This is a genomic window from Ruegeria lacuscaerulensis, from assembly GCF_013034745.1.
Classification (GTDB): Bacteria; Pseudomonadota; Alphaproteobacteria; order Rhodobacterales; family Rhodobacteraceae; genus Ruegeria; species Ruegeria lacuscaerulensis_B.
On sequence record NZ_WQGP01000016.1, the window covers coordinates 1 to 12,063 of the forward strand.

At 59.1% G+C, this 12,063-nt stretch carries 10 protein-coding genes and 2 pseudogenes; 4 read left to right on the top strand and 8 right to left on the bottom strand.

Annotated features, from left to right (window positions below):
• The 8 genes and pseudogenes from GOV79_RS21415 to GOV79_RS21450 form a co-directional block, all read right to left on the bottom strand.
• Positions 1–268, bottom strand: a pseudogene (locus GOV79_RS21415) (2-hydroxyhepta-2,4-diene-1,7-dioate isomerase); the annotation flags it as partial.
• Between the two features lie 19 nt (positions 269–287).
• Positions 288–1,050, bottom strand: a pseudogene (locus tag GOV79_RS21420) (SDR family oxidoreductase).
• A gap of 14 nt (positions 1,051–1,064) precedes the next feature.
• Complete coding sequence (locus GOV79_RS21425) at positions 1,065–2,567, bottom strand: aldehyde dehydrogenase (NADP(+)) (protein WP_170791679.1); 1,503 nt, start codon at positions 2,565–2,567, stop codon at positions 1,065–1,067.
• A 12-nt stretch (positions 2,568–2,579) separates the two neighbouring features.
• Positions 2,580–3,692, bottom strand: coding sequence for a fumarylacetoacetate hydrolase family protein (locus tag GOV79_RS21430; RefSeq protein WP_170791680.1), 1,113 nt, complete (start codon positions 3,690–3,692; stop codon positions 2,580–2,582).
• A 1-nt stretch (position 3,693) separates the two neighbouring features.
• Positions 3,694–4,524, bottom strand: a complete 831-nt coding sequence (locus GOV79_RS21435; protein ID WP_170791681.1) for an amidohydrolase family protein — start codon at positions 4,522–4,524, stop codon at positions 3,694–3,696.
• Positions 4,521–4,949, bottom strand: coding sequence for an RbsD/FucU family protein (locus GOV79_RS21440; RefSeq protein ID WP_170791682.1), 429 nt, complete (start codon positions 4,947–4,949; stop codon positions 4,521–4,523). Before GOV79_RS21440 ends, GOV79_RS21435 begins: the two co-directional genes overlap by 4 nt.
• Complete coding sequence (locus GOV79_RS21445; RefSeq protein ID WP_170791683.1) at positions 4,939–5,991, bottom strand: aldo/keto reductase; 1,053 nt, start codon at positions 5,989–5,991, stop codon at positions 4,939–4,941. The genes GOV79_RS21440 and GOV79_RS21445 overlap by 11 nt, the downstream gene beginning before the upstream one ends.
• Positions 5,988–6,725 carry a GntR family transcriptional regulator gene (locus tag GOV79_RS21450; protein ID WP_170775696.1) on the bottom strand — a complete coding sequence of 246 codons (738 nt, stop codon included), beginning with the start codon at positions 6,723–6,725 and terminating at the stop codon, positions 5,988–5,990. The genes GOV79_RS21445 and GOV79_RS21450 overlap by 4 nt, the downstream gene beginning before the upstream one ends.
• Positions 6,726–6,808: 83 nt before the next feature.
• Here GOV79_RS21450 and GOV79_RS21455 point away from each other — a divergent pair, with 83 nt between their 5' ends.
• Genes GOV79_RS21455 through GOV79_RS21470 form a run of 4 tightly spaced genes read left to right on the top strand, consistent with a single transcriptional unit; the run spans position 6,809 to position 11,918 of the window.
• Positions 6,809–8,362 (top strand): UxaA family hydrolase, encoded by a 1,554-nt coding sequence (locus tag GOV79_RS21455; protein WP_170791684.1) that lies wholly within the window; start codon positions 6,809–6,811, stop codon positions 8,360–8,362.
• A gap of 39 nt (positions 8,363–8,401) precedes the next feature.
• The gene (locus GOV79_RS21460; protein ID WP_170791685.1) at positions 8,402–9,928 is read left to right on the top strand and encodes a sugar ABC transporter ATP-binding protein; all 1,527 of its coding nucleotides are present in this window, start codon (positions 8,402–8,404) and stop codon (positions 9,926–9,928) included.
• Entirely contained in the window at positions 9,925–10,932 is a 1,008-nt protein-coding gene (locus tag GOV79_RS21465; protein WP_170355083.1) for an ABC transporter permease, read from the top strand. The genes GOV79_RS21460 and GOV79_RS21465 overlap by 4 nt, the downstream gene beginning before the upstream one ends.
• A 41-nt stretch (positions 10,933–10,973) precedes the next feature.
• Positions 10,974–11,918, top strand: a complete 945-nt coding sequence (locus GOV79_RS21470) for an ABC transporter substrate-binding protein (RefSeq protein WP_170791686.1) — start codon at positions 10,974–10,976, stop codon at positions 11,916–11,918.
• Positions 11,919–12,063: the final 145 nt, after the last annotated feature.

The window sequence follows — 12,063 nt, forward strand, 5'->3', positions numbered from 1 at the left end:
CCATGCCGCTTTCGGCGGCGTGGTCGGCATAGTTCAGGCCGATGCAGATGAACTTACCCACCTGGCCCACACAGGCCCCAATGCGGGTATTGGCATCGACGGCGGGCAGGCTGGCAAGATCCAGCGCGTTTAGGCGCGCCAGGCTTTCATCGTCAAGCGTTGCGCCTGCGATATCATCAACCACCCCAGATAGGTCGCGGATCGTACCGTCCTGATCCAGAATACCGGGCTTTTCCTGTCCGGCAGGGCCGTGGCGTAGCAACTTCATCGTAAAATCCTCACTATCTTCAGATCGTCCAGCCGCCATCGATGGCGAATGGCTGGCCGGTGGTGTATTTGCTGGCGTCGCTTGCGAGATAAAGCGCGAGCTCTGCGATTTCGTCCGCCGAGCCGATGCGCCCCATCGGTTGGCGGGCTATGTTGGCGGGCTATAAAGCCGGACATTGCCGTTTCATAGTCACCGGTCGCCCGCAAACGGTCGTGCAGGCTGGGGCTGTCCACGGTACCGGGGCAGATTGCGTTGCACCGGATGCCTTGCTGGACAAAATCCGCGGCAACGGCCTTAGTCAATCCGATCACCGCAGCCTTCGAGGCGCAATATGCAAATCGGTTTGGCACGCCTTTTATTGACGATGCAACCGAAGACATGTTGATGATCGATCCGCCGTCCTTGCCTAGCATTCCGGGCAAGGTCACACGAATAAGTCGATACATGGCTTTGACATTCAGATCGAAACTGAAGTCCCAGTTACTCTCATTGCAATCAAGGATGGTTCCGCCGGCAACATATCCGGCACAGTTGAACAACACATCCAATGCAGGCAGGTCTGCTACGGCCGCCTTGACCGCAGCGGCATCCGTGACATCCAGCTTCAGGGTCGTGATCCCTGCAACTTCGGCCAGTTCAGCCAGCGACACATCATTGATGTCGCTGGCAATGACTTGCGCGCCCTCTGCCGCGAACAGCTCGGCCGTAGCGCGGCCGATGCCCTGACCCGCCGCTGTGATCAGGGCCGTTTTACCTGCCAATCGGTCCGAGGGGTTATGCATCCCAGTCTTTACTCTCACACGTCTTCGGGCAAAAGGCCGGTTGGGATGTCCTGGTAACAGACCGGGCGCAGAAAGCGACGGATCGACAGGGTGCCAACCGACGTGGCACCGAAATTGGTCGAGGCGGGGTAGGGGCCGCCATGGACCATGCTGTCGCAGACCTCAACCCCGGTAGGGAAGCTGTTGGCCAGCAATCGGCCCGCTTTGCGTTCCAGCAGCGGCAGCAGGGCCTTTGCGTCAGCAGTGTCGCTGTCGTCAAGATGCAAGGTACAGGTCAACTGACCCTCTATTGCGCGTGCGACCTGCAGCATCTGAGCGGTGTCGCGAACGCGAACCACTATACCGAGCGGGCCAAACACCTCTTCTTGCAGTTTGTGATCAGATAGCCAGTCGTCGCCTGACACAGCGAACAGATATGGGGCCGCGTCGCGGGCGGCGCAGCTTGTGCCCATGACCTGCGTCACACCGGTGCCAGCGGCCACCCGTGCCACGCCATCGCGATACGCGTCGGCGATGCCATCGGTCAGCATGGTCTGGTTGGCGGTTGCGTTCAGCCCTGCCTCGGCAGCGGCTTGGAAGGCGTCGGCCTCGGGCCCGTCGACCACAACGGCGATGCCGGGATTGGTGCAGAACTGCCCCGCGCCCATGGTCAGCGATCCGGCCCAGCCGGTCCCGATCCCAGCCCCGCGTGCGGCAGCGGCCTGAGGCAGGATGAACATCGGATTGACCGAGCCCAGCTCTCCAAAGAACGGGATGGGTTCATCGCGTTGAGCGCATAGATCGAACAGGGCGCGACCGCCACCCAGACTGCCGGTAAAGCCCACGGCCCGGATCAGCGGATGCTGCACCAGACGAGTGCCCACGTCACGCTTGCCCCCCTGCACCAGCGAAAAGACACCGGGGTGCACCCCAGTAGCCTTGATCGCGGCGTCGATGGCCTGAGCCACAATCTCACCAGTGCCGGGATGGGCCGAGTGGCCTTTAACCACAACCGGGCACCCTGCGGCCAAGGCCGCGGCTGTATCGCCGCCCGCGACCGAGAAAGCCAGTGGGAAGTTTGACGCGCCGAACACGGCCACGGGGCCAAGCGGGCGTTGGATCATCCGCAGGTCGGGGCGGGGTAGGGGCGCGCGGTCCGGCATAGCCTGATCGTGGCGCATGTCCAGATAGTCACCCTTTTCGATATGATCAGCGAACAGGCGCAGCTGTCCCACGGTGCGGCCACGCTCGCCCTGCAGACGGGCTTCGGGCAGGCCGGTTTCCTGTGAGCCGATTTCGGTGATGGCGTCGCCGCGCGCGTCGATCTCATCGGCAATTTTGCGCAGCAGGGCGGCACGTTCGGAGCGGGTGGACCAGCCGAAACTGGCGAAGGCCTCCTCCGCGGCTTCAACCGCAGCGTCTACCAGAGCGGGCGTTCCAACCGGGAAATCATGGCTTGGGCCGTGAGCAGGCTCCGAGCTAAAGGTGGCGTCTGATCCAAGCCATTCGCCGGCAATCAGGTGTTTTCCGATCAACATGTTTCTAAATTCCTACAACAGGCCGCGTTCGGCCAGGTTTCGCATCAGATGAGACGCCCCAAACCGCCATTCGGGACATTCGGTCGACAGGCGCACCGTATTGGTTAATGCGCCGAGTTGGTCATTGGCAATTGTGACGACATCACCCAGCTTGTGGGTGAAACCACCGCCGGGTGTGTCCCGGTCCTGTGTGGGTGCAAAGAGCGTTCCCAGAAACAGCATAAACCCGTCGGGATACTGGTGGTGCCGCCCGATAGTCTGTTTCACCAGATCCGCCGGGTCGCGGCTGATCTGAGACATCGAAGACGCGCCGTTCAGGACAAACGCATCCGGCCCGTTTACGGTCAGGGTCAGTTCGGCCTGCCGCACATCGTCCAGTGTATAGCTGTCATCAAACAGGCGGATCATTGGTCCGATCGAACAGGATGCGTTGTTGTCCTTGGCCTTGCTGAGCAGCAGGGCCGAGCGGCCTTCGACATCGCGCAAGTTGACGTCATTGCCCAGTGTCGCGCCCTTGATCTGACCTTGCGAATTCACCGCCAGGACCACCTCGGGTTCAGGGTTGTTCCAGGTTGAGATCGGGTGCAGGCCTATCTCGGCACCGAAGCCCACGGATGACAACACCTGCGCTTTCGAGAACACCTCAGCATCCGGTCCAATACCGACCTCAAGATACGGGCTCCAGAGGCCTTCGTCGATTAGCGCCTGCTTGACTTGTGCGGCTTCGTCGGAGCCGGGGGTGATGTTGGAAAGGCTGTCGCCGATACGCGCGCCGATGCGGGCGCGGATGGCTTCGGCCTTGGCCGGATCGCCAGCGGCCTGTTCTTCGATCACGCGTTCGACCATGGAACCTGCAAAGGTGACACCGCAGGCCTTGACCGATTGCAGATCGCAGGGGGCCAGCCATTCATGCTCGCTTTCGACCGGGCCGATCGCCTCGCCGGGGGCCGATCGTACGTAATCCGCGGCGTCGTCGCGTTCCAGAATGTCGCGAACGGTAGGAGCTTTCTTGGCGGTGATATCCACCACCTGACCCTCACGCAATGTTACCACGCACGGGCCGATACCCGGTCGTTCCACACGGCCAAGCCAAAGCCCGGCAGAATCCAGATTGAGTGTTGTCATGTCAGGTCCTGAGATTGTAAGCGCGCGCGGCGTTCCCACCGAGGATCGCATCGCGTTCGGATTGAGTCAGCGCGCTGAGAAGCGCGTCGGTGGTTTCCAGCCAGCGTTCATAAGAGCTGGCCAACGTGCAGACTGGCCAGTCGCTGCCCCAAATCAGGCGCGATGGGCCAAACGTATCCAGAAGGTGCTGAACATAAGGGCGCAAATCGTCGATCTGCCAACCCGATGCTGCTTCGGTCACCAGTCCGGATAGCTTGCAGAACGCATCGGTGTCGCGGGACAGCGCTGCCATATCCTCGGCCCAACCCTCGATCACACCGTCGCGGATTAAGGGTTTGGAGCCGTGGTCGATCACCACACGCATGTTCTTATGCCGAGCCAGCAACTGCCGCAAAGGTCCAAGATGCTGCGGCAAGGTCAGCGCATCGAATGTCAGATCATGGGATTGCAGTGCTGCGAAGGCAGGTGTCAGTGCGTCGCCCAGCATCCAGTCGGGATCTTCAATGTCTTGGATCATCGGGCGCAAACCGACCAAAGCGGGGTGTTGTGCCAGAGCAGCGATCTGTGCTGGTGAAGCCGACGCTTCGAAGTCAACCCAACCTACGACGCCCTTGATAAAGGCAGCCTGATCAGCCAGCGACAACATATATTCTGTCTCAGCTACAGTCGGAGCTGCTTGTACCAGCACCGTGCCACCGATGCCTGCCTGCTCCAACATGGGGGACAGATCATGCGGCAGAAAATCCCTATAGATCGCTGCCAGATCGGGGGTCAGCCAGCCATAGTCGTTGCGCGCGACTGACCAGAAATGCTGATGCGCGTCGATTTTCAACCGATCACCCCTTTTTTAAGGATGATATTGCCATAGAGCCTGCGCTCACCCGTTTGTACGATGGCATAGGCCGTTGCTGCGCGGTCATAGAATGCAAATCGCTCTAGCCCCTGTACATCAGCCGGGTTGTCAGCGGTTTCGTTGATGATGCGCTGAAAATCCGCCACGGCATCAGGCACCGCATCCGGATTGCCAACTACCTGCATGGTCAAAGCGGGGTAGGAGACGAAATTGTCCAGCGGCATAACCGACAGGACAGCGCGCAGGACATCGCTGGCGGATGACCCGTCGGCGCGGATACAGTCTGGTCCGGTGCTTGTGCCTGGGAAATTTGCGTCGGCGATAACGATCTCGTCGCCGTGGCCCATTGCCCGCAAAGTGTGCAGCAAGTCCGGGGATAGGATTGGATCAATATTACGTAGCATCGGCAAGCTCCGCTGGCAGGGGTGCATCGGGCCGGATCAAGCCTTCACCGCGCAGATCCGACCAGAGACCGGCTGGAATTTCGCGATCCAACAACGCAACATTTGCCTGAACTTCCTTGGCACTGACCGCGCCGGGGACGACAGTCTTGACGCAGGGATGGCCCAGGACGAATTGAAGTGCTGCAGCGATCAGCGGTGTGTTATGCGCGGCGCAGACTGCCTCGATCTTGCGCACGCGGTCCAGAATGTCTTCGGACGCGTCGGCGTAGTTGTATTTAGCACCCGGAACCGCGCCCGTGGCCAGAATGCCCGAATTGTAGGGGCCGCCCAGAATGATCCCGACATCGCGTTTTTCGCAAAGCGGCAGGAAACTGTCCAAAGCCTCTTGCTCCAGCAAAGTGTAGCGACCGGCCAGCAGGAACCCGTCGAAATCGCCAAGGCCTAACAGTTTTTCACAAACCTGCCATTCGTTCACGCCTGCGCCGATAGCCGCGATCTCACCCGCTTCACGCAGTTCGACCAGCGCCTTGTACCCGCCACCGTCAAACAGCTCACGCACTTTGGCGTCGGACATCTCTTGGTTGCCCTGACTGAAAACGCAGACGTCATGGACCAGAAGGATATCGGCATTTGCCACACCAATCCGTTCACGGCTGGCCTCGTATGACCGCATAACACCGTCATAGGTGTAGTCGAACACGATCCGTTTCTGTGGTACGTCGACAAAGGCTTCGGGTGTCACTTCGTGGGGTTCGCAATCCAGCAGAAGCCGCCCGATCTTGGTCGACAGCTGGATGTTCTCGCGCCCAAAGCGGGCGATTGCTTCGCCAAAACGTTGCTCGGATCGACCAAGGCCATATTGCGGTGCGGTATCAAAAAAGCGGATGCCTGAATCATAAGCCGCCTGCAGAGCCGCTTGCGCGTCAGCATCCGAAACCTTGCGGTATAGATTCCCCAGCGGCGCACCGCCAAAGCCCATGCGGGTTAAAGGGACAGGGCGTGCTGTGCGGTTGTTCAGTAGTTCTGTCTGGGAAACGGTCATTCGGTCTCGCAATTCGACTTTTGTGTGAGGTTGAACAAATGGGGCTTTTGCCGTTCGAGTTCTTCTAGGCGTGGCATCAACTGCCCCAAATGGATATGCATCGCGTCTTGTGCGGCGCGTTCGTCCCGATTGGCGATTGCATCGAAGATGGCCCGGTGTTCGGCCAAAGTTTCGACCACCCGGCCAGGTGTCGGCAACAGAAGCATACGGGCTCGGCTGACCTGAAGCGACACCGTCTGCGCCACATCCGCAAGGCGATGAAACCCGGTGAAATCCATCAGCATGCTGTGGAACTCTTCATCTGCCTGATAGAATCCGGGGATGTCCTCGTCCTCGATCAAAAGCTCTTGCAAACGCATGTTGCGGCTCAGCCGTTTACGCTGATCCTCGGTCAGATCCCGCGCGACCTTGGCGACAGTGGCCAGCTCCAGCGCTTCGCGCAGAAAAACACCTTCGCGGATTTCGTCCATCGAGAAATAGGACACACGGGTGCCCGATTGCGGGACCACATCCACCAGCCCCTCGGACGCTAGCCGCGCGATTGCGTCAGCGACGGGTGCGCGTGACACACCCAGACGCTCGCACACCGGAGCTTTTCGCAGGTTTGCGCCGGGTGGAAAATCCAGCGCCAGAATCGCTTGCTTCAAAGATTGATGAACCCGTTGGGTCAGCGACCCTTCCGTTGACGAGATCACGGGCAGCAAAGCGGCGTCAATGTCCTGAGGTTTGTTCATGGTTTGTGATTTAGCATTCTAACATGTTAGTTGACAAGTACAGATTTTCCACTTAGCAACATGACCAAGCAAGCGGGGAAGTGATGCAAGCAAACGGCGGCATAGATGTTCTGGAGAAGGCGGCGCGAGACGTCGTGAAGTTGAACCCGGATGACAATATTGTGATCGCTCTGCGCGACTTGCAGGCGGGGGAGCAGCTGACGGATGTTTCGGCTCCGCTGACGTCACAGATTGCGCGGGGCCACAAAATCGCAGTGGAACCGATTCGGGCTGGTGAAAATGTCATCCGCTACGGTCAGATCATCGGGCAGGCAAAATCCGACATCGCGCCAGGTGAGCATATTCATGTACACAATCTGGGCATGGGGGCGCATCAGCAGGACTATGCATATGCGTCGGCCAATGACCCGTTGCCGAAGATCGCAGAAGAACGAACTTTTCAGGGCTATCACCGTGCAGACGGCAAGGTGGGGACGCGGAATTATATCGGCATTCTGACCACAGTGAACTGTTCGGGTTCAGTCGCGCGATTCATTGCGGAAGCAGCCGAGAAATCAGGGCTGTTGGAAGCTTATCCGAACGTGGACGGCGTGGTGCCGATTGTGCATGGCACCGGCTGCGGCATGTCCGGCAAGGATGAGGGCTATGCCACTTTGTTCCGCACCCTTGCCGGCTATGCGCAGCATCCCAATTTTGCCGGTATTCTGTTGATCGGACTGGGTTGTGAGGTGATGCAGGTAGCCGACCTGGTGGGGGGTCGTCCGATCCGCCCCGATGGTGCGCTGCGCTACATGACCATTCAGAACGAGGGCGGCACGCGGCGTACGATTGAACGAGGTTTGGCCGAGATCAAGGGAATCGCCGAACTTGCCAACCAAGTGACGCGCGAACCCGCGCCGATCAGCGAGATTACGGTTGGAATGCAATGCGGCGGCTCGGACGGGTATTCGGGCATCACTGCAAACCCTGCACTGGGATATGCATCCGACCTTCTGGTGCGCCACGGTGGTACGACAATCCTGTCGGAAACCTCGGAAGTATACGGGGCCGAGCACCTACTGACCCGCCGCGCTGAAACGCCTGAAGTGGGCGCCAAGTTGATTGAGCGCATTCATTGGTGGGAGGACTATACCGAACGCAATGGCGGCGAGATGGACAACAACCCAAGCCCGGGTAACAAGCGTGGCGGGTTGACGACCATTCTGGAAAAATCGCTCGGCGCTGTTGCCAAGGGCGGCACAGCGCCGATGCGGGATGTCTACAAGTTCGGCGAGATTGTCGACAAAAAGGGCTTTGTTTTCATGGACAGCCCCGGTTTCGATCCATGCTCGGTCACGGGGCAGGTAGCCTCAGGGGCGAACCTGATCGTTTTCACTACCGGGCGGGGCTCGGTCTCGGGCTATCAGCCGACCCCTTGCGTCAAGCTGGCAACGAACTCTGAAATGTACGCGCGGATGGCCGACGATATGGACCTGAATTGCGGTGACATCGTCACCGATGGGGTCAGCATCGAAGCGAAAGGAGAGGAATTGTTCGAAATTCTAATCCGCGTTGCCTCGGGCGAGAAAACCAAAAGCGAAGAGCTGGGATTTGGGGGGGTCGAATTCGTCCCCTGGCAGATCGGCGCCGTAATGTAATCACACACCCTAGGGGATGAGGGTATAATGGGAGGGAACATGACAAAACTGGTCGACATGACGGGGATCGAAAAGTATTTCCCCGGCGTGCACGCGCTGAAAACAGTGCAGTTCGATCTGTTTTCGGGCGAGGTTCACGCACTTATGGGCGAGAACGGCGCCGGGAAAAGCACGCTGATGAAGATCCTGTCGGGGATTTATCAGCGCGACGGTGGTGATCTGGTGATCGAAGGAAAGTCGGTCAGCCCGACCACGCCCGGCGAGGCGCAGGATCTGGGCATTGGCATCATCCATCAGGAGCTGAGCCTGATGAACGACCTGACCGTTGCGCAGAACATCTTTATCGGTCGCGAACCGCGCAAAAGCTTCGGTCGTCTGGATGAGGCCGCGCTGAACGCACAAACGGCCGAGATTTTCGCCTCGATGAACCTGTCGCTGGACCCCAAGACATTGGTGGGCAGCCTGACCATCGCGAAACAGCAGATGGTCGAGATTGCCAAAGCACTGTCGTACCGGTCCAAGGTTCTGATCATGGATGAACCCACAGCGGCTCTGAACGATGCCGAGATCGCCGAACTGTTCGTGATCATACGCCGTCTCAAGGCCGAGGGCGTGGGCATCGTCTATATCAGCCACAAAATGGACGAGCTGAAGCAAATCGCCGACCGCGTCACCGTGATGCGCGATGGCGAATATGTTGGCACCGTGGGCGCTGCCGAGACACCAATCAGCCAAATCATCGCCATGATGGTTGGGCGTGAGGTGAACGAGAAACCTCTGGACGTGCCGGATCTTGGCGATGCCGAAGTTTCGCTTGAGGTTTCTGGTCTGAATCGCGGCAAAGAGATCAAGGATGTCAGCTTCTCGGTCCAGAAGGGCGAGATTCTGGGGTTCGCGGGCCTGATGGGGGCCGGAAGAACTGAGGTTGCGCGCGCGATTTTCGGCGCCGATGTGAAGGACAGCGGAACGATCCGCGTGCACGGGCACGAGGTCTCGATCAAGTCGCCCAAGGATGCGGTGCGGGCGGGCATCGGTTATTTGTCCGAAGACCGCAAGCATTTCGGATTGGCCACCGGCATGAACGTGCGCGACAACATTGCGCTGGCTTCGATGGATCTGTTCACCGGAACCGGAGGGGTGTTGAATGACAATGAAATCAGTACTACGGCCAAGGGATATATCGCGCAGTTGGGCATTCGAACGCCCTCGGACGTGCAAGAGGTGCGACTGCTGTCAGGGGGCAATCAGCAAAAGGTCGTCATTGCAAAATGGCTGCTGCGTGATTGCGATATCCTGATCTTTGACGAACCCACGCGGGGCATCGACGTTGGTGCCAAGTCCGAGATTTACAAATTGCTCGAAGAACTCGCCGAGCAGGGTAAGACCATCATCGTGATCTCGTCGGAACTGCCCGAAATCATGCGCCTGAGCCATCGTATCGCGGTGATGTGCGAGGGCCGGCTGACCGGCATTCTGCCCGGCGGAAAAGACACTACTCAGGAAGACATCATGCATCTGGCCACCCAACGCGCGGCGGCGATGCAGGTAACGGGGGCACCACAATGACCACGGCAACAGACGTTGAAAAGAAAAAACCACTCGCGGGACTGTCCGACAGCGGCGCGTATCAAAAGCTGCTGGCTTTTGCCAGTTTGATCGCGCTGCTGATCGGCTTCTCGATTGCGTCGCCGAACTTTATGCAGACCTCGAACATGATCGCCATTTTGCAGGCGACCTCGGTGAACGGGGTGCTGGCGGTGGCGGCAACGCTGGTGATCATCACAGGTGGGATCGACCTTTCGGTGGGCACTTTGATGACCTTCTGCGCCGTGATCGCGGGCGTGGTGCTAACTTATCTGGGGATGCCCCTGCTGCTGGGCGTGGCGGCGGCCATCGCGGCAGGCGCGTTCTGTGGGCTTTGCTCGGGCACTTTCGTTGCCAAGATGAAGATCCCGCCTTTCATCGCCACGCTTGGAATGATGCTGATCCTGAAAGGCCTGTCGCTGGTCATCTCGGGCACGCGGCCGATCTATTTCAACGACACGCCGGGGTTTGACCAGATCTCGCGCGGGTCGCTGATCGGAGAGATTTTCCCGGCGCTGCCCATCCCGAACGGCGTGCTGATCCTGTTCCTGGTGGCGATTGCAGCGTCGTACATCCTGAGCCGTACGGTTCTGGGCCGCTACACTTTCGCCTTGGGTTCGAACGAAGAGGCCGTGCGCCTGTCGGGTGTGAACACCGACGCTTGGAAGATGCGCATCTACGCTCTGGCGGGTGCAATCTGCGGCATCGGCGGCATCCTGATCGCTTCGCGCCTGAACTCGGCGCAACCTGCGCTGGGTCTGGGATACGAGCTTGAGGCGATCGCAGCCGTGGTAATCGGTGGCACGTCGCTTTCGGGCGGACGCGGTACCATTCTGGGCACGCTGATCGGCGCGCTGATCATGGCGGTCCTGACCAACGGGCTGCGCGTGCTGTCCGTGGCGCAAGAATGGCAAACCGTTGTCACCGGCGCAATCATCATTCTGGCGGTCTATGCCGACATGGCACGGCGCAAAAAGTCCGGCTGAAGAAACCAACTATAAAACGACCAACTGTGGAGGAGAAAAACATGTTTTCACGTCGTTTCATTCTGGGTGCGCTGAGCGCAGCCACGATTGCAGGTCCGGCCTCGATGGCCGCAGCGGAAGAAATCTATATTCCGCTGGTATCGAAGGGCTTCCAACACCAGTTCTGGCAGGCGGTGAAATCCGGCGCCGAGCAGGCAGCTGACGAGTACAACGTAACCATCACCTTTGAAGGCCCCGACAACGAAACAATGGTCGACCGCCAAATCGACATGCTGGCCGCTGCACTTGCCAACAACCCCAAAGCCATCGGCTTTGCTGCGCTGGACAGCCAGGCGGCTATCCCGCTGCTGCGTCAGGCGAATGACAAGGGTATCCCGATCATCGCGTTCGACAGTGGTGTCGACAGCGACATCCCTGTTTCGACCGCAACCACCGACAACCTGGCCGCTGCGGGTCTGGCTGCCGACAAGATGGCCGAGAAGCTGGGCGGTAAAGGTAAGGTTGCTGTTGTGGCCCACGACCAGACCAGCCGCACCGGCATCGACCGCCGCGATGGCTTTGTGAACCGTATCGAAGAAAAATATCCTGACATCGAAGTTGTCACGGTTCAGTACGGCCAGGGCGACCACTTGAAATCGACCGAAGTTACCAAGGCGATCCTGACGGCTAACCCTGATCTGGACGGCATCTTCGGCACCAACGAAGGCTCGGCCATCGGTGTTGTGAACGGTGTTCAGGAACTGGGCACCGAAGGTCTGGTGATCATCGGCTATGACAGCGGCAAAGCGCAGAAGGACGCAATCAAAAGCGGACTGATGGCTGGTGCGATCACTCAGAACCCAGTTGGGATCGGTTACGAGACCGTCAAGGCCGCTGTTTCCGCACTGAAAGGTGAAGAGGTTCCGGCACTGATCGACACCGGTTTCTACTACTATGACGCCTCGAACATGGACGATCCAAAAATCGCGGCGGTTCTGTACGACTAAGATCAAGCCCACTCACGGTTTACCGGCCCGTCGTTCTGCGGCGGGCCGGTTTTGTTTGCGCTACTCGATCAGGAAGTATTAAGATGAAACTTTAAGGCGAGGGCAACTATGCGCCGAATTGAGGTTTCTGAATTCGTATTTCCAC